The organism is Arthrobacter sp. AOP36-F1-5, from assembly GCF_058137995.1.
This window is the reverse complement of sequence record NZ_CM176892.1, coordinates 1,550,014-1,576,046: the sequence shown is the minus strand read 5'-3', so window position 1 is coordinate 1,576,046 and position 26,033 is coordinate 1,550,014. Positions and strand designations below refer to the sequence as shown.

Sequence of the window (26,033 nt, the reverse complement as noted above, 5' to 3'; positions counted from 1 at the left end):
GGCTGCTGGTGGATCGGCGGGACCGCGGTCCTGCCCGGTTCAGGTCCGCCCGCGGGCCAGCTCGTCGACGAACCGGCCCACGTCGAGTCCCGCGTCGAAGAGCCGCCCGACCCGCTCCTTGGTTCCGCGCAGCGGTTCGGGGGTCGCCACCCGGTGGCTGCCGGGGCGGCCGGGGATGCTGAAGATCACCGCATCCCAGCTGGCCCCCAACACATCCTGCGGGTACTGGCTCAGGCAGCGGCCGCGGAAGTAGGCGCGGGTGTCCTCCGGGGGTTCGACGACGGCCCGGGCGATCTGTTCCTCGCTGAAGAGCGTCTCGACCATCCCGCGTCCGGCCAACCGGTGGTAGAGACCGCGTTCGGGGCGCAGATCCGCCCATTGAAGGTCCATCATCGCCAGCCGGTGGTCCTGCCAGGACAGGCCATCCCGGTCACGGTAGCGGTTCATCAGATCCAGTTTGGCAACCCAGTCCACGGTGCGTTTCGCGGCGAAGACGTCCCGGCCCAGGGTGTCGAGGGTGTCCTGCCAGCGGGTCAGCACATCGGTGGTCGCGGCATCCTCGGCCCCGGTGGTCCGGCAGTGGGCGCGTGCCGCGTCGAGGTAGATCCGTTGGATCTCCAGGGCGGTGACCCGTCGGCCGTCGGAGAGTTCGACGACTGTCTGCAAGGTGGGGTCGTGGCTGATCTGCTGCAGGGCGGCCACCGGTTCACGGAGTTGGATCCGCGGCGCGGTACCGGCTTCGATGAGCGAGAGGACCAGGGAGGTGGTCCCGACCCGCAGCAGCGTGGAGACCTGGCCCAGGTTCGCGTCCCCGGCGATCACGTGCAGCCGCCGGTACTTCTCCCAGGTGGCATGAGGCTCGTCGCGGGTGTTCACGATGGGACGCCTGATGGTGGTTTCCAGTCCGACCTCGGCTTCGAAGAAGTCGGCGCGTTGACTGATCTGGTAGCCGGGTTCCGCCCCGGTCATCCCCCGGCCCACGCGTCCGGAACCGCACAGGACCTGCCGGGTGGCGAAAAACGGGATCAGTCCTGCGGCGATGTCGTCGAAGGGGGTGGACCGCGGCATCAGGTAGTTCTCGTGGGCCCCGTAGCTCACGCCCTTGTTATCCGTGTTGTTCTTGTACAGCAGGACCTCGGCGAAGCCCGGGGACTCGGCGATCCGTCGTTGGGCGGCCAGGGCGACCCGGTCCCCCGCCTGGTCGTGGAGGACCGCGTCATGGGGTCCGGTGGTCTCGGGTGAGGAGTATTCGGGGTGGGCATGATCCACGTAGAGCCGGGCCCCGTTGCCCAGCACCATGTTCATCAGCACATGACCGTCCGTGTCCTGCTCGGCATACAGGGTCTCCCCCGCCCTGACGTCCCCGCCGGCCAAGGCGATCTCCTCGGCCGTGAGTTCGCGCGGGGTGTCGGTCAGCTGGGAGGCGTCGGCCACGGCCCGGGGCATGTTCCAACCCCGGGCGTCGGCCAACGGCGCCTCATCGGCATAGTCCCAGCGCGTCCCCGCCAGCTGCCCGTAGCCCTGGCGCACGGTGGCGGCATAGGCGTTGATGACCTGCGCGGACAGGATCGTGGAGTTCGCTCCGGGCTGGCTGGGGGCCAGCACCCCGAATTCGGTTTCCAGACCGATGACCCGCCGGACACTCACAGGTACTGCCCCGTATTGGAGTATCCCTGCCCCGGTTCCGTCTCGAGGCTGCGTCCGACGCCGGAGCCGCTCTTATCGGCGACGATGGTGCGGATGTAGGTGATCCGTTCGCCCTTCTTGCCCGAGATCCGCGCCCAGTCGTCGGGGTTGGTGGTGTTGGGCATGTCCTCGTGTTCGTGGAATTCGTCGGCGACACCGCGCAGCAGGTGGTCGATCCGCAATCCACGCTCCCCGGAGGTCAGCAGTTCCTTGATGGCCGATTTCTTGGCCCGATCGACCACGTTGCGGATCACCGCCCCGGAGTTGAAGTCCTTGAAGTAGAGCGTCTCGGTCTCGCCGTTGGCGTAGGTGACCTCCAGGAACTCGTTCTCCGTGCCCGTGGAGTACATGGCCTCCACGGTCTGGCGGATCATCCCCTGCACGGTGGCCTCGGCGTTGCCCCCGTGTTCGGCCAGGTCGTCGGCGTGCAGGGGCAGGTCGGTGGTGAGGTATTTGGCGAAGATCTCGGCGGAGCCCTCGGCGTCGGGGCGCAGCACCTTGATCTTCACGTCCAACCGTCCGGGGCGCAGGATGGCCGGGTCGATCATGTCCTCGCGGTTGGAGGCGCCGATGATGATGACGTTGTCGAGCTTCTCCACGCCATCGATCTCGCTGAGCAGCTGGGGAACGATCGTCGTTTCGACATCGGAGGAGACCCCGGTGCCGCGGGTGCGGAACAGCGAATCCATTTCGTCGAAGAACACGACCACCGGGTTGCCCCCGGCGGCCTTTTCCCGGGCACGGGAGAAGATCAGCCGGATATGGCGTTCGGTTTCGCCGACATATTTATCGAGCAGTTCGGGGCCCTTGATGTTCAGGAAGTAGCTGCGGGCGCTTTCCCCGCCGCGCAGTTCGGCGGTCCGTTCGGCCAGTGAATGGGCCACCGCCTTGGCGATGAGCGTCTTGCCGCAGCCCGGGGGGCCGTAGAGCAGGATGCCCTTGGGGGCCTTCAGCCCGTGTTCGCGGTAGAGGTCCTGGTGCAGGAACGGCAGTTCGACGGCGTCGCGGATCTGTTCGATCTGCGGGCCCAGCCCGCCGATATCGGCGTAGGAGATGTTCGGGACCTCTTCCAGGACCAACGACTGCATCTCCGAGAGCTGCACCCGTTCGGTGGCCAGCCCGGTCCGCGGGTCGATGGCCAGTGAATCGCCCACCCTGACCTTTTCGCGCAGCAGCGGCCCGGCCAGCCGGATGACCTTCTGGTCGTCGGCCCGGCCCACGGCCAGGACCCGCCCGTCCTCCATGACCTCCTTGACGGAGACCAGTTCCCCGGAGGCTTCGAAGCCGAGTCCGGCGACGATGGTCAAGGATTCGTTCAGCAGCACTTCCTGCCCCAGCTGCAGGCTCTCCAGGTCCAGCAGCGGGCTGATCGCCACCCGGAGCTTCCGGCCGCCCTGGACGATGTCCGCCCCCGGGACCCCGGTGGAGGAGATGGCGGTTCCGGCTGCGGGATGGCTGCGGGCGTTGATCCCCACGATGGTGCCGAAACTGAACGGGGTGTCCCCGTCCCGATCCAACGCCGATTTGAGCGTGACGATCTGTTCCCGGGTGCGTTCGAGCATGGCGGTCAGCCGGGCGTTGTTGGCCGTCGTCGTCCCCAGTTGGCGATCCAAGGTCCGTGACTTATCGCGCAGGACGTTGAGCTGGCGTTCGGCGATCTCGAGTTGGCGTTGCAGCCGCCCGTCCCCCTCGGCCGCCCCGGAGGCTGGGGTCGATGTGTTGTCCGGCATATGAGCACCCTTCGTCGCGCCTTGCCCCGATGGGGTCCGTCCCCTTCATCGTAGCCACCCGCGGCCCGTCAGGGCATCGATGTTAACCGCAGGTGTCGCCGTCCAGGCCGGGGTTCACTCCCCGGGGGTCGGCTCCGGGAAGTCGGCGGGATCCAGGCCGTTGCCGTCGGCATCACGGAAGGCCCCGCGCTGCTTCATCGATTTCGCGTCCTTGGCGGCCCGACGCAGTTTCTTGTCCGAGACCCCGCGTTCGCCCAGTCCCGTGGCATCCCAGGCCCCGTCGTCGTGCTCCTTGGTCCAGGCCTGGACGTCCTCGGCGGCGAATTCGGTGTTCTTCATGCGTTTCTGCCCCGGGATCCCCGCGGCCCCGTCGGCGAGCCGGCGGGCGGTGAGCAGGAACCCGGTATGGGCGACCATGCGGTGGTCGGGGCGCACGGCCAAACCGTCCAGATGCCAGCCGCGGACCATCGATTCCCAGGATTCGGGTTCGGTGAACCGGCCATCGGCCCGGATGGCCTCGGCGGTGCGTGAAAGCTGGGTGACGGTGGCGACGTAGTTCACCCAGACCCCGCCCGGGGCCAGCACGGTGGCCACGGAATCCACGCATTCCCAGGGAGCCAGCATGTCCAATACGACGCGGTCGATGGAACCGGGTTCCTCGGTGGCGGTGGCCTGGTCCTGGAAGTCGCCGAGGCTGATCCTCCAGGCCGGATGTTCACCGCCGAAGATCGTTTCCACGTTGCCGCGGGCGATCTCGGCGAATTCGGCACGACGTTCCATGCTGTGCAGGTATCCGCCATCTCCCACCGCCCGCAGCAGGGAGATCGACAGGGCCCCGGAACCGACGCCGGCTTCCAGGACGCGGGCGCCCGGGTAGATGTCGCCCATCGTGACGATCTGCGCGGCGTCCTTGGGGTAGACGACGGCGGCCCCCCGCGGCATGGAGAGCACGAAGTCCTTCAGCAGCGGGCGCAGCGCCTGGTAGCGCCGTCCCTCCGAATTCTCCAGCACGATGCCTTCGGGCTGGCCGATCAACGCATCGTGGTCCAACACCCCGCGGTGGGTGTGGAACTGGCCCCCGGGAGTCAACGTCAGGGTGTTCATCCGCCGTTTCTCATCGGTGAGCTGGACCCGGTCCCCCGGGGCGAAGGGCCCGCGGCGGTGGGCGGCGCCATGCGCGGTGGCGGGCTGGTGGGGGGTTTCGTTCATGCTGGGGCTCGTTCCGTTGGCTGGATGGTTCATGAACCGGACTTCTTGCCGGTGATGGCGGAGACGACGGTCCGCTGGAGCAGCAGGCCCACGATCCTGCCGTTGCCGTCGACGACGGCATATTCGCTGCCGTCCAGGCTGGCCAGGTAGGTCACCAGGTCCCGCCCGGACCGGCTGGCGGCCACGACGGCCCCGGGGGCCAGGGCCCGGGCCACGGTCCCCGCCGCAGTGGTGGAGCGCAAGGTCCCGGGCACGGCAGCCAGCGAGGTGCGGTCCACGACGGCTTCGGGCCGGCCGGTGGCCGAACACAGCAGGACATGCCCCGGGGAGCGGGCCAGCCGGTGGTCGATGTCCGTGACGACGGCGGTGCCGGGCAGGGCGGTGGCCGGCTCCATGAGTTCCCCGGCCCCGATCCGTGGCAGCCGCAACCGCATGCGGGCATCGTTGATGGCCCCGCTGGCCCCCACCCAGAGGAACCCGCAGAGCAGCACCGCGATGATGGTCACTTGCAGGTTGATCGGTTCCCGGTTGAACAGCGGGAGCACCACGAAGTACAGGCCCAGGGCGATGACGATGATCCGTCCCGCCCAGCCGGCGGCCACGGTCCCCTTTTCCTGCGAACCGGTTCCCGCCCAGACGGCGGATTCGACCAGTCGGCCGCCGTCGAGCGGCAACCCGGGCAGGATGTTGAAGATCGCGACCAGGAGGTTCGCCCACACCAGGATGGTCAGCAGCAGCCCGGTGACCCCGATCGGATCCAGGTTCACGATGGCCAGATACCCCAACCCCGCCAGCAGGAAGTTCGCTGCCGGCCCGGCCAATGCCACGAGCAGGGACTTCCCGGGGGTGGCATGGAAGGAACCGAACTGGGTGTGTCCACCCCACAGGGTGAGCACGATATGGGCGTTGGGCCAGCCGAAGGCAGTGGCACAGAGGGCATGGGCCAGCTCGTGGATCAGGATCGACAGGGCCAGCAGGACCGCATAGCCGAAGGACACCGCGTAGGCGCCCAGACCGATTCCCGGCAGGATCCGCATCACATCGGGGGTGAAGACCAACAGGATGAAGCCGGCGATCAGGAACCAGGACCAGGCCAGATAAACGGGGATGCCGCCCATGCGTCCCAACGGGATGCCGGGGCGGCGGGACTTCTCCTGGCCGGGGACCGGGGTGTCGTGGTGGCCCGACTGCTGCGCGGAACCGCTCATCCGGCGGCGCCTTCGGGGGCGACGAAGGAGTCCAGGTCGCCGGCGGTGACACCGGCGAGTGTCGGCCAGACCGTCCAGTTGCCTGTCGCGGGCAGGGTCGAATAATGCGGAACGGCGATGGTGGGGGTTCCACTGGCCGCCGCCGAGCGGACCCCGGGATCGGAGTCCTCGATGGCCACCACCCGGTGGCGCTGCAGCGAGGGGACCTGCCCCGACATCCGGTCCATCGCCAGGTGGTACGGCGCCGGATCCGGTTTGCCGGCGGGGACCTGGTCCCCGGTGATCAGGAATTCGAAGGTCCCGGACGGGAGGGAATCGGCGACCAGCTGGGCCATCGGGCCCTCGGACATGGTGACCAGGGCACACGGCACCCCGTGGGCGCGCAGATCGGCCAGCAGCTCGCGGGCGCCGGGACGGAAGACCATGTGCTCGCGCAAACCACGGACCACACTGGCGGTCATCTCGTCGATGATCTCGCGGATCTCGAGGTCGACGCCAACCTCACGCAGGACCGCTGCGCTGGTGGGCAGCGCCTGGCCGATCAGTTCCTGGGCTTCTTCATCGCTCCAGGTCCCGCCATGGCGGTGGACCAGTTCCTTCTCGGCGGCGATCCAATACGGCTCGGTGTCCACGATGGTCCCGTCCATGTCCCAGAGTACGGCTTGCAACCCGTCATGGGCATCAAAAACGTTCGTGGTCCGTGGGGCGTGGGTGGGGAAGGCACTCATGCCTCGATTCTACGTGGGCGGGCACGTTGCCACGGCCACCGTTCGCGTTAGGGTGAGAGCGTGGCTGAGAATAATGATTCGCAGGGCTCGCTCACCGAGCTGATTGCGGCCGAGGCGCCTCCGGGAAGCGGCCGACGGCCCACCATCATGGTGGTCGCCTTCGGTGGCTGGAACGACGCCGGCGAGGCCGCCAGTGATTCCCTGCGATTCCTCGCCCGGCACTTCGAGGCCAAGAAGGTCGCCGAACTCTCGGAAGACGATTATTACGATTACCAGTATTCGCGTCCGTCGGTCCGGCGCAATGCCGCAGGCAAGCGCACGATCCGCTGGCCCAGCACCCGGATGTTCCGGGCCGAGATCCCCGATACCGGCGTGGACCTGTTGCTGGTGCGCGGGGCGGAGCCGACCTACCGCTGGCAGGCCTTCACTGCGGAACTGCTCACCCAGGCCGAACTGCAGAACGTGAAGGCCGTGGTCCTGGTGGGGGCCTTGTTGGCCGATGTCCCGCACACCCGCCCGCTGCCGGCCAGCATCACCAGTGAGGACGGGCATCTGCGGGCGCTTCTCGGCGCGGACCGCACCACCTATGAGGGACCCACCGGGATCCTGGGCGTCCTGGCGGAGACCGCCGACTCGGCGGGCCTGCCGACCCTGTCGATCTGGGCCGCGGTCCCCCACTATGTGGGCCATTCACCCTCCCCGAAGGCGACCCTGGCGTTGTTGACCCAGCTGGAGGCGGTCCTGCACACGCCCTTCGATCTGACGCTGCTCACCGAGGAGGCCGAGGCCTGGCAACGCGGGGTCAACGAACTCTCCGAGGAGGATCCCGAGGTCGCCGCCTATGTCCAGCAGCTGGAGGAGACCCAGGACGCCACCAAGCTGCCCGAGGCCAGCGGAGAGTCGATCGCCCGCGAATTCGAGCGCTATCTGAAACGACGCGACGGCGGAACCGAAGGCTAGCCCCACCGCAGCGTCCGGAACAGGCCGGGGAAAGGCACGGAACCATGGTGGAGGACACCCCGCTCACCGGGCAGCTCGAGGCCGCGGCCCGGGACCGGTTGCGCGTACTCGTGGTGGGGGCCGGGGTCGCCGGCGTCTGCGTGGCAGGACTGCTGCGGCGTCGCGGGCTGCATCCCGTAGTACTGGAACGATCCCCCCGCGGTGCGGACGAGGGCTACATGCTGGGGCTGATGCCGCTGGTCGAAGCACCGTTGCGCCGGCTGGGGGCCAGGGACCGTTACCTCCGGCAGAGCGTGGCGATGCATCGCTACCAATTGCGCTCCAGCCGGGGCCGGGTGATCCGCACCTACTCCTTCGACGGGGTGTTCGCCCGCTACGGCAGGTACGGCGGCATCGGGCGCGGGGAGCTGATCGAGGCGATGGCCGGCCCCGGACTGCCGGCCACCCTGGGGGCGTCGGTGGCTGCGTTGGTCCAGGATGCCGCCGGGGCCACCGCGAGGATCCAGACCCCCGACGGCCCGGTGGTGGCCCGCTTCGATCTCGTCATTGCCGCGGACGGGATGAACTCGACCACCCGGGCGCTGGTGGTGGATCCCGCCGACGTCGAGAGGTTCGATACGGGGTGGGGTGGTTGGGTCGCCTGGTCCGACGCCGGGACGGACACCACCAGCAACGACCTCTATGCCGAAACCTGGGGCCGCGGGTTCTTCATCGGACGTTATCCGGTCCGTCACCGGGTGGGTGTCTTCGTCGGCGGGCCCCGCGGTCGGACCGACGCCGGTCCGGCCGCCTTCGTCGACCATCTCCGGACCCGGATCGCCGAGCTGGACCGTCCGACGGCGGACGCCCTGGCCGCCATCGAATCGGCCGATTCGCCTTTTCTCTGGAAGCTCGCTGATGCGCGCAGCCCCCGCTGGGCGCTGGGGCGGGTCATCCTCTTGGGGGATGCGGCCGCCGGCTTCCTGCCGACCGCAGGGGTCGGCGCCGCGATGGCCATCGAATCGGCGGCGGTGCTCGATACCCATCTGGCCGGGGTCCCGGCCACCGGCGTGGCCCGGGCCTTGCTGGACTATGAGCAGGCCCAACGCCCGCGGGTACTGGCCGCCCACGAGAATTCCCGCCGGCTCGCGAAACTGATGTTCGCCACCGGGCGGGCGTTCTGTAGTCTGCGGGACCTGGCGGCACGTTTCATGACGGTCTCCACGGCGCTGGGCCCGATCATTTCCTTGCACCGGAGCGCCCCGCTGACTTCGTCCCTCCGTCCCCGGAGGTGAGCCCCGGGGCGCGGGGGCGCCGCTACGCCAGTTTCAGCCCCAGCAGGGCATCCAGTGCGGCCAGGACCGTGGTGGCTCCCTGGGCGGTGGGATCATTGCCGGGTGCTTCGGCGGCCCATTCGTCGAGGGCCGCCAGTGCCGAGGGGGAATCCAGGTCGTCGGCCAGATGCGTGCGCAGTTGTGCCACGAGTGCTTCGGCCCGTTCCGGCGTCGTCCCGGCAGCCCGGGAGCGCCAGGCGGCCAAGCGGTCCTTGGCCTGGCTCAGCAGTTCATCGGTCCATTCCCAATCGGTGCGGTAGTGCTGGCCCACCAGGACGGCGCGAACGGCCATGGGGTCCTCCCCCGCGGCCCGCAGCTTCGACACCAACACGAGGTTGCCCAGTGACTTGCTCATCTTTTCGCCGTCCAGGCCCACCATCCCGGTGTGGACGTAATGCTCGGCCAGCGGCTTCCCGTCGCCCGCCGTGGCGTGGCCCGCGGAGAATTCGTGGTGCGGGAAGATCAGGTCGCTTCCTCCCCCCTGGACGGTGAAGGGGGCGGGCAGGAAACGCCGGGCGATCACCGAGCATTCGATATGCCACCCCGGGCGGCCTTCACCCAGGCCCGCTCCGTCCCAGAAGGGTTCGCCGGGTCGGCGCAGCCTCCATAGCAGCGGGTCCAGCGTGTTCTTCTTTCCCGCCCGCTCGGGGTCCCCGCCGCGTTCGGCGAAGAACGTGGCCATGGTCTCCTGGTCGTAACCGCTCACCGACCCCAGGCGCCAGACCTCGGAGGCGGCCGCGTCGGAGTCGAAGTAGACGTCGCCGTCGGGCTCGTCCCCGGGGCCGGGCACCCGGTAGGCCAATCCCGCCTCGAGGAGGTTCTCCACCACCGGGACGATCCAGGACACGGACTCGACGGCGCCGATGTAGTGCTCGGGCGGGATCACGTTCAGCGATTCCATGTCCCCGCGGAACAAATCGGTCTGTCCTTCGGCCAGGTCCTTCCAATCGACGCCGGTTTCGGTGGCCCGTTCGAGCAGCGGGTCATCGACGTCGGTGACGTTCTGCACGTAGGTCACGTCCAGTCCGGCGTCGCGCCAGAAACGGTAGAGCAGGTCGAAGGCGACATAGGTGGCGGCATGGCCCATGTGGGTGGCGTCGTACGGGGTGATCCCGCAGACGTACATGCCCGCCTGCTGCTCCGTGGCCGGGGTGAGGACCTCTCCCCGTGAGGAGTCGAAGATCCGCAACGGCGGAGGGGTTCCAGGGAGGGTGGGAATGCTGGGCGCGGGCCATGCGTGCACGAAGGATCGGCCTTTCGAAAGCGGGGTATGGAAGGGGGAATCAGGCGCTGATGACGTTGAAACCCAGGAGGAGGAACAGCACCAGACCCAAAGCGATCCGGTACCACACGAAGACACTGTAGCTGTGGGTGGAAACGTATCTCAGGAACCACCCGATGATCACGAAACCGACGGCGAAGGCAATGACGGTGGCGAGGATGGTTTCCGCCCCGGAATAGACGCTCGGCTCACCGAAGCTCTTGAATGCCTGGAACAGCCCGGAGGCGAAGACCGCCGGGATGGCCAGCAGGAAGGAGTAGCGGGCGGCCGCCTCGCGGGAGTAGCCCATGAGCAGACCACCGGTGATGGTGCCTCCCGAGCGGGAGACCCCCGGGATCAGGGCCAGCGCCTGGGCCAGGCCGAAGAGGATGCCGTGCTTGACGGTCAATTCCTTCAGCTCGCGCTTCTGTTTGCCGTAATGGTCGGCGATGGCCAGGAAGACGCCGAAGACCACGAGCATCGTGGCCACGAGCCACAAGGATCTGAAGGTCGTCTCGATATCGTCCTGGAAGAGCAGCCCCAGCACGCCGATCGGCAGTGAACCGACGATGATGAGCCAGCCCATCCGTGCGTCGGGGTCGCTATGCGGGATCTTGCCGGTGATGGCCCGGAACCAGGCCCGGATGATCCGCACGATGTCACGCCAGAAGAACATGACGACGGCGGTTTCCGTGCCGAGTTGGGTGATCGCGGTGAACGCGGCCCCCGGATCCGCTGCATTGGGCAGGAACTCCCCCACGATGCGCAGGTGGGCGCTGGAGGAGATGGGGAGGAACTCGGTCAGTCCCTGGATCAGGCCCAAAAAGGCCGCTTCAAACCAATTCACGCGTGAAACACTACTTCACCCGGCAGGGCCCGGGCCCACTTATGTGGGGTGTGCCGCATGGAAGGGGACGGTTCAGCGGCGGTCGTCCGTCTCGGAGGCGTCGTCCTCGTCGTCGGAGTCGTCCAGGTCGGGACCATCGTCGTCATCGTCGTCGAGGTCGTCATCGTCGGAGTCGTCGTAGACGTCCAGCGGGGTGACTTCACCGTAGGTGTCGTAGAGGGAGTCCTCGTACTCCTCGAAGGCGTCCATCATCCTGTAGGCGGCGCTCTCCACCGCGGGGTCGTCATCGCCCCGGCGTGAGGACACGGCAGAGAGATGTTCTTCGAACGAGGCAACCAGTGCCTGCAGTGCAACACGCGGATCAGTGCTCATGGTCTAGACGTTACCCGTAGAGCGAGCAGAATGGAGGCAAGATGATGAAAAACTCCCCCACAGCAGCACGGAAGTCCACCGACCACGCGGCGGGCTTCGAATATCTGGTCCTCACGGTCCGTCCCGGCCAGTCGATCGCCGATGCCCGGCGTGAACTGGCCGAGCACGCCGAATACGGAAAATGGGAATTGCGCACCACCCGCATCTACATGGGCGGGATGCGCCGATACTGGATGCGCCGCCGCGTCATGCGGGTGACCAGCACCCTGGACAGCTTCCCCGCCTGAACAACGCCGAAGCGGGGCCGGGCTTCATCCTTCCGGACCCTGCCCAGCCGCCCTTCGGGCCCCGAGGCACCCTAGTAGGTGCGCAGCAGCCGGGACAGGACCCGGGTGCCGAATTTCAGTGCGTCCACCGGGACCCGTTCGTCCACACCATGGAACATGCTGGTGAAGTCCAGCTCGTCGGGTAACTGCAGCGGGGCGAAGCCGTATCCCGTGATTCCCAGCCGGGACAACGATTTGTTGTCGGTGCCGCCGGAGAGCATGTAGGGCAGCACGACGGCCCCGGGATCCTCGGCGGAGATCGACGCGACCATGTTGTCCACCAGCGATCCGGAGAAGGGGACCTCCAGTGAGGTATCCGAGTGCTCGGTGGAGAAATCGACTCCGGCTCCTGCCAGTTCGCGCAGGGTCTCGTGCAGCAGTTCGTCGCGTCCGGGCAGGGTCCGGCAATCCAGGAAGGCCTCGGCGGCGCCGGGGATGACGTTGTGCTTATAGCCGGATTTCAGGGCCGTGGGATTCGAGGTGTTCTGCAAGGTGGCCCCGACGAACCGGGACACATTGCCCAACGCATCGAGCAACGGTTCCGGATTCCGTTCGTCGAACTCGATGCCCGTGAGCTCGGAGACACCTTCCATCAGTGCCCGGGTGGTCTTCGTGTATTCGATGGGCCATTCATGGGCGCCGATGCGGCTGATGGCCCCAGCCAGCCGGGTCACCGCGTTCTCGTCGTTGATCTGCGATCCGTGTCCGGCGCGGCCCCCGGCGTGCATGGTGAGCCAGTGCAGTCCCTTTTCCGCGGTTTGCAGGAAGTAGGCCCGTCGCCCGCCGACGGTCGAGGAGAACCCCCCGACTTCGCTGATGGCCTCCCCCGCACCGGCGAAGACCTCGGGATGGTTCTCGACCATCCACCCGGCCCCGTAGGTCCCGCCGGCCTCCTCATCGGCGAAGTAGGCGAAGATGAGGTCGCGTTGGGGTTTCACCCCTTCACGGTGCATTTGCCGCTGCACGGCCAGGATCATGGCGTCCATGTCCTTCATGTCCACCGCGCCCCGCCCCCAGATCAGCCCGTCCTTGACCTCGGCGGCGAACGGGTCGACGCTCCAGTCCTCGGCCTGGGCCGGGACCACGTCCAGATGGCCGTGGACTACCAGGGCCGGCAGCGAGGGATCCGTGCCTTCCATCCGGGCCACGACGCTGGCACGGCCCGGGGAGGATTCATAGATCTTCGGGGCGAGCCCTCCCCCGGTCATCAGCTCGGCGACGTACTCTGCTGCCGGACGTTCGGGGCGGGCGTCGTTGCCGCCGAAATTGCTGGTGTCGAAACGGATCAAGGTACGGCAGATTTCTTCGACTTCGTCGGCTGCCGTGATGCCTGCGGCACCGTGGTTTCCTAGCTCGGTCATGGCCTGGCCTTCCGGGTTGTTCGGGTGGTTCCAGCCTAGTCATCCGTGGAAAGAGGGTGGAATTGGGAACTGCCTCACCGACATGTTAGAGTCTTACTCGCTGCTTTCGCCGGGCAGGAAGTCCCACGAGTACTCCCGACCGGCCGAATCGCACCACCTGCGCGGGTGGCGGAATAGGCAGACGCGCTAGCTTGAGGTGCTAGTCCACGTATAGTGGGTGGGGGTTCAAGTCCCCCTCCGCGCACGAAATGAGCCCCGGTTCTCCGGGGCTTTTTTCATGCCCGGGCGCTGCCCCACCCCGCGGCGCTCACCCCTCCCTCCGATTTCCGGTCGGCACCTCTGGTCCAAACTCCCGGGCACGGGTAGCGTGATCTCCACCACTCCGCGGACGACAATGAGTGTCGCAATGCGGGCATAGGGGCCGACCACTCGGGGGAAACATGGGTGCACGGGTGCCAGAGCACCAGCAAGTGCCTCGCCACGCTCCGTCACGCCCGTCCAGCAAAGGCCCACTGCTCAAATGGTTGGGTCTGGCCACGGCGGGCGCACTGCTCATCGGCACGGCCCCGGCCGCCGGCAGCCTTCCCGCACCCGACCCCGCGGCCGCTGCGACCAGCACCGCCTCCACGGAATCCAGCCCGAGCCGTACGGTCCAACCCGTCTTCGCCATGGTCGCCGGCACCTCCCCGCTCCGTGACCCTTCTGCCGGCTCCGGCCTCGGCGGCGGGGACTGGTCCCCGGGCTACCAACCGGAAATCACCTCCATCGTCAGCCCCGACGGCAGCCCGGCCGATGGAGAGGGCCTGCCCTCCCGACGCGGCGCCGAGCACGTCACCACCGGTCCGGCGGGTTTGTTGCCCGGCGGACTGGCCCTCGCCCCACCGGTGGAAACCACCCGGATCACCAGCGGTTTCGGCTGGCGGTTGAATCCGACGGGCCCCGGCTCCTACATCCATATCGGTCAGGACTACGGGGTCGCGTGCGGGACCCCGGTCCGGGCGGCTGCCGATGGGCGCGTCGTCCAATCGGCCTGGGCCGGACATTCAGGCCAACGCGTCCGCGTGGATCATGGAAGCGGCGTCGAAACCGCGTACAGCCATAATTCGCTGCTCGTGGCCCATCAGGGTGACCGCGTGCACCGGGGCGACCTCTTGGCACTGTCAGGCACCACGGGCAACTCCACCGGGTGCCATGTGCATTTCGAGGTCTACCTGCACGGCAAATGGGTCGACCCGGCGAAGTATCTGCCCCGGGTCCCGGGCCAGAAGCGGCCGGTCTCCGAACAGGAGCTACGCCAGATCGCCAAGAGCCGGACTTCCCCGTCCCCCTCGCCCACCCCCTCGCGTACGACGACGGCGGCCTCCTCCAGCGCTCCGGCCGCATCGCACCGGGCCGCGGCGGCCCCGCAGCCCTCGGCGTCGAAGAGCCCCACCGCTGCCGGCCCTGCCCCGAAGGACCCCACACCGGGTACACGCCCACGGCCCGGGCAAACCAAGGAATCCGCGAAGCAACAGGCCCCCGCACATTCCACGGACGTGGAACGGAAACCGCGCTCGTCCTCGACGAAGCCCACCCCCTCGGCTCCTGCACCGTCCAGCACCCCGACCACGACTCCGGTGAAATCCCCCTCGCCGACACCGGGCAAACCACCAACCAAGGCACCGGCCAAGACGCCGACGAAGACACCGCCGGCCAAACCCACCCCCTCCGCGGCGCCGACCCCCACGGTCACCCCGACGCCCTCGGTGCCGCCGACCTCCACTCCGACCCCGACACCGTCCCCGACCGCCGGTGAGCCGAGCGCTTCGCCGGATCCGGGCAGGGATGAGCCAGCGACCTTGGACGGGCTCTGCCTCGCCTACGAGGACGAATACCTCAGCGGGGAAGAGGACACGGCAAAGGCCCCGGAGCCCCCGGCATCCCGTGTCCTGGGGACGATCGAGATGACTCTCCTGACCCGGGCTGTCAAGGCCCACCCCTGGGCCGGCGACTCGCCCGATACGGAGGAATTCGCGGCGCCCCTGACCGTTGAGGAGGTGGCCCGCCACTGCGGCGAATGGTTCCCTGACGAAGTTGACGGCCAGACGCCGACGGCTGATGTCCCGGCCCTGGTGAAGGCCTTCATCGCGAAAACCAAGAGCACGAAGGACACCGGGGACACCAGCAAGTAGTACCCGGGCGGCCGTTCGGACTAGTCTTCAGGGGAACGCTTGGCCATCCTCCACCCAGCCCTTCCAGGACCTCCATGACGCACGCCCCTCATCCGGCCACCCACCTGCCGGATCCCGAGAATTCGCCACCGCTGCATGTGGCGATGCTCTGCCTGCATACTTCTCCGTTGGACCAGCCGGGCTCGGGGGATGCCGGGGGAATGAACGTCTACGTCCGTGAGGTCGCCCTGGCCATGGCCTCCTCCGGACTGCTGGTGGACATCTTCACCCGTGGCCCCCGGGGCACCGAGTCGGTGTCCTTGAACGAGCGGGTGAGGGTCCACCATGTCCCGGCCGGCCCCGACGGCCCGCTGGCCAAGGAGGATCTGCCCGACCACCTTCCGGAGATCACCGCAAGGATCGCCGGCGGCGACCATGGACCGTTCGACATCATCCACAGCCACTACTGGATGTCGGGGATCGTCGGTCTGGAACTGGCCAGCCGGTGGGAACTGCCCCTGGTCCACACCATGCACACCCTGGCGAAGGTCAAACGCCGGCTCCAACAGGATGCTGAGGAATCGGATCGCCGGGTCGAGGCCGAGACGCAGTTGGCTCGCCGGGCCACCCGACTGACGGCCAACAGCCAAGCCGAGGCCGATGAGCTGGTCACCGACTACGGCGCCGAGCCCTCCCGCATCGACCTGGTGGTCCCCGGAGTGAATCTGCAGACCTTCCACCCCGAAGGGCCCCGGATGTGGGTCGCCGACGCGGGACACACCCCTGGTCCGGCAGTGGATCCCCTGCGGCTGGTCTTTGCCGGGCGCATCCAGAAGCTCAAGGGACCCCAGGTGCTGTTGCGCGCCCTGGGGCTGCTGGCGCGCACCCGGCCGGACATCGAGGTGGAGCTGGCAATCATCGGCTCCCGCAGCGGCTCGAAGGACCTGGACCTGGCGCGGCTGATCGATGAAGAACAGCTCCAGGAGATCGCCCACCTGCTTCCGCCGTCGCCGGCCGACGAGCTGGCTGCCTGGTTCCGGGCTGCCGATGTGGTGGCCGTGCCTTCCTACAGCGAATCCTTCGGCCTGGTCGCCATGGAGGCACAGGCCTGCGGGACCCCCGTGCTGGCCCATGACGTCGGCGGCCTGCGCCATAGTGTCGCCGATGGCTCCACCGGGGTCCTCGTCCCCGATCTCTCGGCGGAAAGCTGGGCCGAGGCCATCGCCCACGCGGCGACGCACCGGGACGACGTCGCACGAATGGGCCATACGGCCGTCGCGAGATCGCATGGATTCAGTTGGATGCATACGGCCACGGCGACCCGGGCGAGTTATGCCAGGGCCACCATCGATTCGGCCGAGGTAGCCCCCTGACCCCGAGGGTGTGCTGGTGCCCTGCCGGTTCCACGAAGGACGCCCCGACTCCCGGCCCGAAGTCTCCCACGGCCCGGCTCCCCCGTTCGGGGGCACCGGGGTTTCGGTCGAAGAGGTTCAAGTGGCCAATAGTCTGACAGTTGCCCCGTCTAGGTGTACTGCCCATAGACGTTAGTTAAGCGGCTGATTGGTGGCTGGTTCCCGATTGCAGTGTGGGGCCTGTGGTGATTGTACGCATGGATCCAATCCGGCAGTGCTTCGCGGCGGGTGGCCTCGCTGCCATAGAACCTGGCGTAGGCCCAACCGTCGTTCAGGGTCCGATGGAACCGCTCGATTTTCCCATTGGTCTGGGGCCGGTAAGGGCGGGTCCGCTTGGGCGTGATGGCCAGCTCGGCGCAGGCGTCACGCCAGGCATGCGAGCGGTAGGCGGACCCATTATCAGATAGCACGCGCTCCACGACGACGTCACGGGCAGCGAACCACGCCACGGCCCGTTCCAGTACCGCGATGGCCGTTACCGACTTCTCATCATCATGAATCTCGGCATAGGCGATACGCGAGTGATCATCGATGACCGTGTGCACGAAGGCGGTTCCCATTTTCGGGGTGTGGTTCGCATTGCGGGGCTTGTCCGGGGTTGCTGCACGGTTCTTGTCTCCGGCCTGCCGGCCCACGAACCGGTGCCCGCCGCCGTCGGGAATATTGCCGAATTTGGTGACGTCCACGTGGATCATCGATCCCGGATAGGGGTGCTCATAGCGGCGGATTTTCTCACCGGTGACCCGGTCGATATAGCGCAGCCTGTTGATCCGGCAACGTACCAGCACTGCGTGCACCGTCGAGGCAGCCAGGCCCAGCCGGTAGGCGATCTGGACGGGCCCCAAGCGCTTGCGCCAGCGCAGTGCCACGATTTGTTTGACCGCTGCCTGCGGGGTGCGTGCAGGACTTGTCCGGGGTCTGCTGGGCTTGTCGGCCATCCCGGCCGCGCCGTGGGCTCGGTAGCGGTCGGCCCAGCGTTTGGCGGTGGGCCAGGAGACCATGAACATTTTCGCTGCGGTGGAGACGCTCCACTGCTGGTCAACGATGAGCTTGGCGATTCTCAGACGTGCTTTGGGGGTCAGGGCTGCATTAGCGTGGGACATGAAGGCCTCCTGTTTGTGAAGCGGTTTCTTAGACAGCTCCACTCCACATCGGGGGCCTTCGTCATCCCATCAATTCAGACCGTGTCGTCGCACGAGTTCAACCAACGTTGCTGGGCAGTACATCTAGGCCCGTCGGGAATGCCCTGTGGTGGCCTGGTCTGGTGTCGATCGTCTTCGGGATCCACGCGATCGTCGATGGCGTGGCGGCCGGCTCCCAGTGGTTCAGCGCGCGCCGCGATCCGAGGCCGCGGCGGCACACTCGGGATGGATCCTGGCCGGTGCCGTCATCACAGTCCTGGCCGGCCTGGTCGCCCCCGGCTTGACGGCGTTGGCCGTGGCCCTGTTCGTCGGTGCCTGGGCCATGATGCTGGGCATCACGGAAGTGGTCGTCGCCATCGCCGCCCGCTGGACGACGTCCTGCTGGTGGGCGGGGTTGGTCTCCGGGATCCTGGCCCTCCTCTTCGGGCTGGCGGGCCTCCAGATCCGTCGATCCATCCGGCGCGCCTAGCCTGGCCGGTGGTGTGTCGCCGGTTTTGCTCCGACCACAAACCACCGGCCGCCTCGCCGGGTCGGCAGTGACCTAGAGCGCGCGCACCGCTCCGTGGAAATGCCGGCGGCCCTTCTTCGCGTTCCAGCCCTCGAAGCCGAGGAGCTTCTCGTTCCTGATCACCCCGAAGCTCACCGTGGACGGCAGCAGGACGGGGGATTCGAAGACGATGTCCCAGTGGTATCCGCCCTCGAGCGGTGCCGTCTGGGCCAGTGCCTTGCCGGCCAGGAACATGCCGTGGGCGATCTGGCGTTTCATGCCCAGGGCCTTGGCCGGCAGGGCCCCGAGGTGGATGGGGTTGTAGTCCCCCAGCACCGCGGCGTATTTACGCCCGGTCCCCGCCCCCAAACGCCAGGCGCCCGTCTGCCGGAGCGGGACGAATTCGGGTCGTTGGCCCCGGCGTTCGGGACGCTCCCCGGCCCAGACGCCCTTGGCCAGGTACGTCGAAGTGCCCACCCACACGGTTTCTTCCCCGACACTGACCTCGCACACCACGTCCAGCTGGGTGCCGGCCTGGTGGTCGCGCAGCTTCTCTGTCCACGCCCGCACCTTCAGGACCTCATCGACACCCACCGGGCGCAGATGCTCGACCTGGTTGGACAGGTGGACCATCCCCAGCAGGGGCAACGGGAAGTCGCGTGAGGCCAACACGGACATGGCCACCGGGAAGACGGTCCCGTGGATGAAGACGCTCGGCAGGTTCGGACGCACTGTATCGCCCACCAGTCGCTGGTAGGCCTCCAACCGCGTCTGGTCGGGGACCACGCCATGGACCCGGTGTTCGACCTCGGGCAGCACCAGCTCGCTGCTCGAGCGGCTCAGCTGGTTGCGGACCTGATGGGCCACCGCTTCGGCGTAGAGCTTCGGCAGCGCCGGGACGGCATCCAGGTCGACGAGGCGGCGGCTCATGCGCCCACCAGCGACTGTCCGCAGACCCGCAGGGTCTGTCCGTTGATGCCCCCGGCGGCGTCGGAGGCCAGGAAACCGATGGCTTCGGCCACGTCCAGCGGCTGGCCGCCCTGCATCAGCGAGGGCAGCAGCATCCGCCCCACGGCCCGGGTGGCCACGGGGATCTTGGCGGTCATCTCGGTTTCGATGAAGCCGGGGGCGACGGCGTTGATGCCACCGTCGCGTTCGACCATCGCCGACGCAGTGGAGGCGACCATGCCCATGACCCCGGCCTTGGAGGTGGCGTAGTTGGTCTGACCGCGGTTCCCGGCAATGCCGCTGGTGGAGGCCAGAGACACGATGCGCAGCCCCTGCAGGTCTGCGGCCAGGAACGCCTCGTTCATGCGCAGTTGCGACTGGATGTTCACTGCGATGACCGAATCCCAGCGTGCTGCGTCCATGTTGGCCAGCAGCTTGTCCCGGGTGATCCCGGCGTTGTGGATGACGATGTCCAGCTGTCCATGGCGGCCCAAGGCGTGCTCCATGATCACCGCTGCGGCGTCGTCCCGGGTGATGTCGAGCTGTAGTGCGGTACCGCCGATCCCGTTGGCGACCGCGGCCAGTGATTCCCCGGCCTGCGGGACGTCGACGGCCACGATCGTGGCACCGTCGCGGTGCAGGGTCCGGGCGATGGCCGCACCGATGCCCCGGGCTGCGCCGGTCACCACGGCGACCTTGCCGGCCAGCGGCTGGTCCCAGTCCGCCGGCAGGACACCGCGTTCGGACTCGACGTTGATGAACTGTCCATCGACGTAGGCACTGCGTCCGGAGAGCAGGAAGTGCAGGGCGGCTGCCGCCGAGGGGGCTGCGGCGCCGATGCCTTCGGCGAGCAGGATCCCGTTGGCGGTGGCACCACCGCGCATTTCACGGCCCAGGGAGCGCAGCAGACCGGTGACGCCCATCCGGGCAGCCGACCGGGCGGGGGCGTCGTTGACGGTCGCCGGGCGTGAAATGGAGACTACGCGCCCACCGGGTAGCAGGCTGCGCAACGCGGCACCCGCCTCCAGGGCAACGGCCGACAGATCGCCGGGGGCCTCCACGGCGTCCAGGGCCAGGATCAGCGCGCCGAGCTTCTCGGGGCCTCCGGCATGGCGGCGGACGTCGAGTCCCCAACCCAACAGGGTCTCCGTGAGGTCATGGGCGGCGGAGCCGGCGCCGAGGACGACGACGGGTCCCGGGACCAGCGGCTTGCCGGGCTCATAGCGGCGCAGGATCGTGGGACGCGGGAGACCCAGCGTCTTGGCCAGATCCTTGGTGAACCCGGTGTTGACGAGCTTCAGGTAGTTGTCGGCCATGGTTAGCGTGCCTCCAAAATCGCCACGACGCCTTGGCCGCCGGCTGCGCAGACGGAGATCAGGCCACGGCCCGAACCCTTCTCATGCAGCATCTTGGCCAGCGTGGCCACGATGCGTCCGCCGGTGGCGGCGAACGGGTGGCCGGCGGCCAGCGAGGAGCCGTTGACATTCAATCGGCTGCGGTCGATCGACCCCAGCGGGGCTTCGAGCCCCAGGTTGTTGCGGCAGAAATCCTCGTCCTCCCAGGCGGCCAGCGTGCTGAGCACGGTCCCGGCGAAGGCCTCGTGGATCTCGTAGAAGTCGAAGTCCTGCAAGGTCAGTCCGTTGCGGGCCAGCAGGCGCGGCACGGCGTAGGCGGGGGCCATCAGCAGGCCGTCCCCGCCGTTGACGAAATCGGCGGCCCCGGCTTCGAAGTCCACGAAGTTGGCCAGCATCGGCAGATCGTGTGCGCGGGCGTAGTCCTCCGAACCGATCAGCACGGTCGCGGCCCCGTCGGTCAACGGGGTGGAGTTCCCGGCGGTCATCGTGGCCTGATCCCCCAGGTTCTTGCCGAAGGCCGGCTTCAGGGTGCCCAGCTTCTCCAACGTGCTGTCCGGACGCAGGTTCGTATCCCGGCTGACCCCGCGGAAGGGGGTGATGAGGTCATCGAAGAAGTGCCGGTCATAGGCCGCGGCCATGTTCTTGTGGCTGGCCAGCGCGAGTTCGTCCTGGGCCTGGCGGGTGATGCCCCAGGCGGCCGTGGTGACGGCCTGGTGGTCGCCCATCGACAGCCCGGTGCGCGGTTCCCCGGTGCCCGGTGCGGCGGGCGAAAGATCCTTGGGACGGAACTTCGACAGTGCCGAGAGCCGCTGCTGCAGGGTGCGGGCCCGAGTCAGTTCCAGCAGGACGGCGCGCAGGCCCTCGCTGACGGCGATGGGCGCATCGGAGGTGGTGTCCACCCCGCCGCCGATCCCGGATTCGATCTGCCCGAGGCGGATCTTATTGGCCAGCGACCCGATCGCTTCCATGCCGGTGGCACAGGCCATCTGCACGTCATAGGCGGGCGTGGTCGGCGACAGTGCCGTTCCCAGGACTGATTCGCGGACCAGGTTGAAGTCCTTGGAGTGCTTCAGGACGGCTCCGGCGGCGACCGCCCCGATGCGCTGGCCCTGCAGCCCGAAACGAGCCACCAGGCCGTCCAGGGCGGCGGTGAGCATCTCCTGGTTCGAGGCGGTGGAGTATTTGCCGTTGGACCGGGCAAAGGGGATGCGGTTGCCGCCGATCACGACGGCGGGACGCGGACCGGTGGTGCCGGTCGTCGTGGACTGGGCGGGGGAAGCCGGGTCGGCCATGGAATGACTCCTGACGATGTGAAGTTGATTACCGATACCTAGCGTACCTGATACGCTGGGTATCGTGAACACTTCAGAGCCCTCCGCAACCGGCGGGGCGGGCGCCACCGGAGACGGGCGCTCCGCCCGGTGGGACGCCCACCGTCAGTCCCGGCGCACCGAACTGGTCAAAGCCGCCCGTTCGGTCATCCACCGCATGGGCCCTTCGGCCTCGATGGACGACTTCGCCGCAGCCGCCGGAACCTCCAAATCCGTGTTCTACCGGTATTTCCGCGATAAGGACGGATTGCGCCAGGCCATGGGTGAGATGGCGATCGGCCAGATGCGGGCCAAGGTCGTCGACGCCGCCCGCCGGGCCACCACCGAGGAAGCCGGTCTGCGGGCCATGGTCAAGGCCTACCTGCAGATGGCCCAGACGTCACCGAACGTCTACTTCTTCGTCACCGACACCGCCCGTGATCCGTTCCGGCCGACCCCCGCCACGACGGGCGACGCCCCCTTGGACGACTTCTTCGCGGAGATCACCTCGATGATGAAGGAACGCATGCATGCCTACCTGAACGGCCGGCATGGCGCGGCAGGGGCGACCAGCCCGGCGCTGGAACTCTGGCCGACCGCCTCGATCGGCATGGTCCGGGCCGCGGGCGAAGCCTGGCTGCGGACCGCCGCGAGCCCCGGCAAACCCGATGAACTCGAATTGACCCAAACCATCACGACCTGGCTGGTCTCCGGTATCACCGGGCATCCCCCCGGTGGGACCGAACAGCCCCGACATCCCAGCAACGAACCTACCGAATTGGAAAGGCACACGACGTGACCCAGCAGAACACCGCCGGCTCCGGCCGGACAGACCCCCGCATCGACGTCGCCGCACTCGCCGAACAGCTCTTGGGCCAGTGGGCCGAGGACCGCCGCACCTCACGCCGGCTCGCCGGCCGCGACGACCTCCAGCGCATCGAGGGCCAGTCCATGGACGAGCACCGCGAACGCGTCTTCAACCAGCTGTCCATCCTCGTGGACGAAGGCGCCATCCAGCGCGCCTTCCCCGAGACGATGGGCGGTGCGAACAACCACGGTGGGAACATCGCCGCCTTCGAGGAACTCGTGGTCGCCGATCCGTCCCTGCAGATCAAGGCCGGCGTGCAGTGGGGCCTCTTCGGTTCCGCGGTCCAGCACCTGGGCAGCACCGAACACCACCAGAAGTGGCTTCCCGGGATCATGAACCTGGAGATCCCCGGGGCCTTCGCCATGACGGAGATCGGCCACGGGTCGGACGTCGCCAGCATCGACACCACGGCGACCTATGACCCGGCCACCGAGGAATTCGTCATCCACACCCCCTTCCGGGCCGCGTGGAAGGAGTTCCTGGGCAACGCCGCGAAGCACGGTCGCGCCGCCGTGGTCTTCGCCCAGCTGATCACCAACGGGGTCAAGCATGGGGTCCACGCCTTCTACGTACCCATCCGCGATGACAACGGGTTCCTGCCCGGCGTCGGCGGCGAGGACGACGGCCTGAAGGGCGGGCTCAACGGCATCGACAACGGCCGCCTGCACTTCACCCAGGTCCGCATCCCGCGCACCAACCTGCTCAACCGCTACGGCGATGTCGCCGTCGACGGGACCTACACCTCCCCCATCTCCAGCCCGGGGCGCCGGTTCTTCACGATGCTCGGAACCCTGGTCCAGGGGCGGGTCTCCCTCGACGGTGCCGCGGTGGCCGCCTCCAAGGTGGCCCTGCAGATCGCCACCACCTACGCCCACCAGCGTCGCCAGTTCAACGCGACCTCCACGGTGCAGGAGGAGACCCTGATGGACTACCAGCGCCACCAGCGTCGCCTCATCCCGCGGATCGCGACCACCTATGCGATGTCCTTCGCCCACGAGGAGCTGTTGGAGAAGTTCGACGGCGTGTTCTCCGGAACCGCCGATTCCGATGAGGACCGGCAGGACCTGGAGACCCTGGCTGCCGCGTTGAAGCCCACATCCACGTGGAACGCCCTGGACATCGTCCAGGAGTGCCGCGAGGCCACCGGTGGTTCCGGCTACATGACGAAGAACCGCTTCACCTCCCTCTACGCGGACCTCGACGTGTATGCGACGTTCGAAGGCGACAACACGGTGCTGCTGCAGCTGGTCGCCAAGCGCCTGCTGACCGATTACGCCCAGGAGTTCCGCCACCTCGATGCCGGCGTCCTGGCCCGCTATGTGGTCCGGCAGGCCGGCAACGTGGCGATCAACCGTTCGGGTCTGCGCCAGCTGGCCCAGACCTTCTCCGATACCGGTTCGGAGAAGCGCTCGGCAAACTTCCTCAAGGATGCCGAGACCCAGCGCGGTCTGCTGACCGACCGTGTCGGCACCGCGGTCGGTGAGGTCGCCGACGCGATGCGCGGGGCCGCCAAGCTGCCCCAGGCCGAAGGCGCCAAGGTCTTCAACGAGCACCAGAACGAGATCATCGAGGCGGCCCGCGCCCACGCCGATCTGCTGCTCTGGGAGTCGTTCACCACGGCCCTGGGCAAGATCCAGGACGAGGGCACCCGCCAGGTCATGACCTGGGTCCGGGACCTCTACGGCCTGCAGCTGATCGAGAAGGACCTGTCCTGGTATGTGATGCACGGACGCCTCTCGAACCAGCGGGCCAGGACCCTGGGCCCGTACATCAACCGGTTGCTGGCCCGTCTGCGTCCGCACGCCCAGGACCTGGTCGACGCCTTCGGCTACGGCCCCGAGCACCTGCGGGCCGACATCTCCTCGGGCATCGAGGCGGAGCGTCAGGACGAAGCGGCCGAGTACCTGCGCCGGGAACGGGCCAAACCCGATGCCCCCATCGACGAGAAGATCCTCGTCGCCCGTCGCAAGGCGGCCGAGAAGGCCAAGCGCAAGGCCGCGAAGTCGGCGGCCACCCAGGGCAAGAAGGTCGGCGCCTAGACCGACCCGGCCACGGCACGACGGCGGTGCCTCCGGATTCCGGAGGCACCGCCGTCGTCGTCTGTCGGGGCCGTGACGGCGCCCGGGCCCTCAGGGTCGGTAGGAGTCGATCGCGTCCTGGTAGACCTCCAACGTCCGCTGGGCGATGGCATCCCAACTGAAGTTGCTGGCGGCGCGTTTCCGGCCGGCGGCGCCCATCACCCGGGCCCGTTCGGGGTCCTCCAGCACCCGGGTCAGCGCTGCGGCGAAATCGGCGACGAAACCCTCGACATCCGCCGGCGTGCCCGAGGCGTCGTCGAGCTGTTCCAGGGCCACCAGCAGTCCGGTCTCGCCATCGGCGACCACCTCGGGGATCCCCCCGACCGCGCTGGCCACCACTGCGGTGCCGCAGGCCATGGCTTCGAGGTTCACGATCCCCAGCGGTTCATAGATCGACGGGCAGGCGAAGACGGTCGCCTGGCTCAGGACCTGGATGAGTTCGTTGCGTGGCAGCATGCGTTCGATGACGACCACGGCCTCCCGGGTGGCCCGCAACGTGGCGATCAGCCCGGCGACTTCCGCGGCCAGTTCGGGGGTGTCGGCGGCTCCGGCACAGAGCACCAGTTGGACGTCGGGCGGCAGCAGTGCCGCGGCCCGCAGCAGATAGGGCACCCCCTTCTGTCGGGTGATCCGTCCCACGAAGGCCACCGTGAGTCGGTCCGGGTCGATCCCCAGTCCGGGCAGTGCCTGTAGATCCGGTGCCGGATGCCACGCCTCGACATCGACCCCGTTGTGGACCACGTGGACCCGTTCCGGATCGACGTCGGGGTAGGCGCGCAGGATGTCCCGGCGCATGCCCGCGGATACCGCGATGACGGCGTCGGCCCCGTGGTAGGCGGTGGATTCGGCCCAGGAGCTGACGGCGTATCCCCCGCCGAGTTGTTCGGCCTTCCAGGGGCGCAGGGGCTCCAGCGAGTGGGCGCTGAGCACATGTGGGACCGAATGCATCAGCGAGCCGAGGTGGCCGGCGAAATTCGCGTACCAGGTATGCGAGTGGATGATATCCGTCCCGGCCAGCGCGGGAACGATGCGCAGATCGGTCCCCAGGGTCGCCAGTGCGGGGTTCGCCTCCCCCAGGTCCCCGGGCTCGGCATAGCTGGCCACGGTGGCGCCGTGGTAGTCCGCGGGGCGCTCCGCTCCGAAGGCGTGCACGTGCAGATCCGCCAGCGGTGCCAGCACCCGCGACAGCTCGGCGACGTGGACACCGGCCCCGCCATAGATGGCCGGCGGGAATTCCTTGGTCACAATGTCTACTCTCACAGCACCAACGTAGCCGTTTAAG

At 68.0% G+C, this 26,033-nt stretch carries 22 protein-coding genes and 1 tRNA gene; 9 read left to right on the top strand and 14 right to left on the bottom strand.

From position 1 onward, the window contains the following. Positions 1 to 39: 39 nt before the first annotated feature. From dop to AC3ZI9_RS07235, 5 genes are all read right to left on the bottom strand, one after another. Positions 40 to 1,647, bottom strand: a complete 1,608-nt coding sequence (gene dop / locus AC3ZI9_RS07255) for a depupylase/deamidase Dop (protein WP_444566871.1) — start codon at positions 1,645 to 1,647, stop codon at positions 40 to 42. Continuing rightward, positions 1,644 to 3,416: a proteasome ATPase gene (arc, locus tag AC3ZI9_RS07250; RefSeq protein WP_444566870.1), complete on the bottom strand. Its 1,773-nt coding sequence runs from the start codon at positions 3,414 to 3,416 to the stop codon at positions 1,644 to 1,646. Before arc ends, dop begins: the two co-directional genes overlap by 4 nt. A gap of 114 nt (positions 3,417 to 3,530) precedes the next feature. Continuing rightward, the gene (locus AC3ZI9_RS07245) at positions 3,531 to 4,625 is read right to left on the bottom strand and encodes a tRNA (adenine-N1)-methyltransferase (protein WP_489923984.1); all 1,095 of its coding nucleotides are present in this window, start codon (positions 4,623 to 4,625) and stop codon (positions 3,531 to 3,533) included. A gap of 29 nt (positions 4,626 to 4,654) precedes the next feature. Beyond that, on the bottom strand, positions 4,655 to 5,833 hold the full coding sequence (locus AC3ZI9_RS07240) for a site-2 protease family protein (RefSeq protein ID WP_489923983.1): 1,179 nt from the start codon (positions 5,831 to 5,833) through the stop codon (positions 4,655 to 4,657). Then, positions 5,830 to 6,561 (bottom strand): HAD family hydrolase, encoded by a 732-nt coding sequence (locus AC3ZI9_RS07235; protein ID WP_489923982.1) that lies wholly within the window; start codon positions 6,559 to 6,561, stop codon positions 5,830 to 5,832. The genes AC3ZI9_RS07240 and AC3ZI9_RS07235 overlap by 4 nt, the downstream gene beginning before the upstream one ends. 60 nt (positions 6,562 to 6,621) lie before the next feature. Here AC3ZI9_RS07235 and AC3ZI9_RS07230 point away from each other — a divergent pair, with 60 nt between their 5' ends. After that, positions 6,622 to 7,521, top strand: a complete 900-nt coding sequence (locus AC3ZI9_RS07230; protein WP_444561417.1) for a PAC2 family protein — start codon at positions 6,622 to 6,624, stop codon at positions 7,519 to 7,521. Positions 7,522 to 7,565: 44 nt separating this feature from the next. After that, positions 7,566 to 8,795, top strand: a complete 1,230-nt coding sequence (locus AC3ZI9_RS07225) for an FAD-dependent oxidoreductase (protein ID WP_489923981.1) — start codon at positions 7,566 to 7,568, stop codon at positions 8,793 to 8,795. A 22-nt stretch (positions 8,796 to 8,817) separates the two neighbouring features. On the opposite strand, the gene mshC is transcribed toward AC3ZI9_RS07225, so the two are convergent. From mshC to AC3ZI9_RS07210, 3 genes are all read right to left on the bottom strand, one after another. Then, a complete protein-coding gene (gene mshC, locus AC3ZI9_RS07220) occupies positions 8,818 to 10,077 on the bottom strand; it encodes a cysteine--1-D-myo-inosityl 2-amino-2-deoxy-alpha-D-glucopyranoside ligase (RefSeq protein ID WP_444561419.1) in 1,260 nt (419 codons plus the stop codon). A 40-nt stretch (positions 10,078 to 10,117) separates the two neighbouring features. Continuing rightward, complete coding sequence (locus AC3ZI9_RS07215) at positions 10,118 to 10,942, bottom strand: undecaprenyl-diphosphate phosphatase (RefSeq protein WP_489923980.1); 825 nt, start codon at positions 10,940 to 10,942, stop codon at positions 10,118 to 10,120. A 72-nt stretch (positions 10,943 to 11,014) separates the two neighbouring features. After that, the gene (locus AC3ZI9_RS07210) at positions 11,015 to 11,314 is read right to left on the bottom strand and encodes a hypothetical protein (protein WP_444561421.1); all 300 of its coding nucleotides are present in this window, start codon (positions 11,312 to 11,314) and stop codon (positions 11,015 to 11,017) included. Between the two features lie 41 nt (positions 11,315 to 11,355). On the opposite strand from AC3ZI9_RS07210, the gene AC3ZI9_RS07205 reads away from it, so the two are divergent. Continuing rightward, positions 11,356 to 11,601: a DUF5703 family protein gene (locus AC3ZI9_RS07205; RefSeq protein ID WP_444561422.1), complete on the top strand. Its 246-nt coding sequence runs from the start codon at positions 11,356 to 11,358 to the stop codon at positions 11,599 to 11,601. Between the two features lie 71 nt (positions 11,602 to 11,672). Here AC3ZI9_RS07205 and AC3ZI9_RS07200 read toward each other — a convergent pair whose 3' ends face one another. Beyond that, positions 11,673 to 13,001, bottom strand: a complete 1,329-nt coding sequence (locus AC3ZI9_RS07200; protein ID WP_444566867.1) for a M20/M25/M40 family metallo-hydrolase — start codon at positions 12,999 to 13,001, stop codon at positions 11,673 to 11,675. A 159-nt stretch (positions 13,002 to 13,160) separates the two neighbouring features. Between AC3ZI9_RS07200 and AC3ZI9_RS07195 the strand changes: the two genes are divergently transcribed. The 3 genes from AC3ZI9_RS07195 (at position 13,161) to AC3ZI9_RS07185 (ending at position 16,524) form a co-directional block, all read left to right on the top strand. Then, positions 13,161 to 13,245, top strand: a tRNA-Leu gene (locus AC3ZI9_RS07195). Between the two features lie 226 nt (positions 13,246 to 13,471). Beyond that, positions 13,472 to 15,172: a M23 family metallopeptidase gene (locus AC3ZI9_RS07190; protein WP_489923979.1), complete on the top strand. Its 1,701-nt coding sequence runs from the start codon at positions 13,472 to 13,474 to the stop codon at positions 15,170 to 15,172. A 74-nt stretch (positions 15,173 to 15,246) separates the two neighbouring features. After that, a complete protein-coding gene (locus tag AC3ZI9_RS07185; RefSeq protein WP_489923978.1) occupies positions 15,247 to 16,524 on the top strand; it encodes a glycosyltransferase in 1,278 nt (425 codons plus the stop codon). Positions 16,525 to 16,673: 149 nt separating this feature from the next. Here the strand turns inward: AC3ZI9_RS07185 and AC3ZI9_RS07180 are convergent, their stop codons facing one another. Continuing rightward, positions 16,674 to 17,666, bottom strand: coding sequence for an IS481 family transposase (locus tag AC3ZI9_RS07180; RefSeq protein ID WP_489923507.1), 993 nt, complete (start codon positions 17,664 to 17,666; stop codon positions 16,674 to 16,676). A 217-nt stretch (positions 17,667 to 17,883) separates the two neighbouring features. Here AC3ZI9_RS07180 and AC3ZI9_RS07175 point away from each other — a divergent pair, with 217 nt between their 5' ends. Continuing rightward, positions 17,884 to 18,174, top strand: coding sequence for a DUF308 domain-containing protein (locus tag AC3ZI9_RS07175; RefSeq protein ID WP_489923977.1), 291 nt, complete (start codon positions 17,884 to 17,886; stop codon positions 18,172 to 18,174). A gap of 72 nt (positions 18,175 to 18,246) precedes the next feature. On the opposite strand, the gene AC3ZI9_RS07170 is transcribed toward AC3ZI9_RS07175, so the two are convergent. The 3 genes from AC3ZI9_RS07170 to AC3ZI9_RS07160 are packed head-to-tail and all read right to left on the bottom strand — an operon-like array spanning position 18,247 to position 21,787. After that, the gene (locus AC3ZI9_RS07170; protein ID WP_444561427.1) at positions 18,247 to 19,122 is read right to left on the bottom strand and encodes a MaoC/PaaZ C-terminal domain-containing protein; all 876 of its coding nucleotides are present in this window, start codon (positions 19,120 to 19,122) and stop codon (positions 18,247 to 18,249) included. Then, positions 19,119 to 20,456: a 3-oxoacyl-ACP reductase gene (locus tag AC3ZI9_RS07165; protein WP_444566931.1), complete on the bottom strand. Its 1,338-nt coding sequence runs from the start codon at positions 20,454 to 20,456 to the stop codon at positions 19,119 to 19,121. Before AC3ZI9_RS07165 ends, AC3ZI9_RS07170 begins: the two co-directional genes overlap by 4 nt. Before the next feature lie 2 nt (positions 20,457 to 20,458). Continuing rightward, positions 20,459 to 21,787, bottom strand: a complete 1,329-nt coding sequence (locus AC3ZI9_RS07160; protein WP_444561429.1) for an acetyl-CoA C-acetyltransferase — start codon at positions 21,785 to 21,787, stop codon at positions 20,459 to 20,461. A 64-nt stretch (positions 21,788 to 21,851) separates the two neighbouring features. Here AC3ZI9_RS07160 and AC3ZI9_RS07155 point away from each other — a divergent pair, with 64 nt between their 5' ends. Both AC3ZI9_RS07155 and AC3ZI9_RS07150 read left to right on the top strand, forming a co-directional pair. Next, positions 21,852 to 22,604 carry a TetR/AcrR family transcriptional regulator gene (locus tag AC3ZI9_RS07155; protein ID WP_444566932.1) on the top strand — a complete coding sequence of 251 codons (753 nt, stop codon included), beginning with the start codon at positions 21,852 to 21,854 and terminating at the stop codon, positions 22,602 to 22,604. Beyond that, positions 22,601 to 24,712: an acyl-CoA dehydrogenase family protein gene (locus AC3ZI9_RS07150; RefSeq protein WP_444561431.1), complete on the top strand. Its 2,112-nt coding sequence runs from the start codon at positions 22,601 to 22,603 to the stop codon at positions 24,710 to 24,712. Before AC3ZI9_RS07155 ends, AC3ZI9_RS07150 begins: the two co-directional genes overlap by 4 nt. Positions 24,713 to 24,802: 90 nt before the next feature. Here AC3ZI9_RS07150 and glgA read toward each other — a convergent pair whose 3' ends face one another. After that, positions 24,803 to 26,011: a glycogen synthase gene (gene glgA, locus AC3ZI9_RS07145; RefSeq protein WP_444561432.1), complete on the bottom strand. Its 1,209-nt coding sequence runs from the start codon at positions 26,009 to 26,011 to the stop codon at positions 24,803 to 24,805. Positions 26,012 to 26,033: the final 22 nt, after the last annotated feature.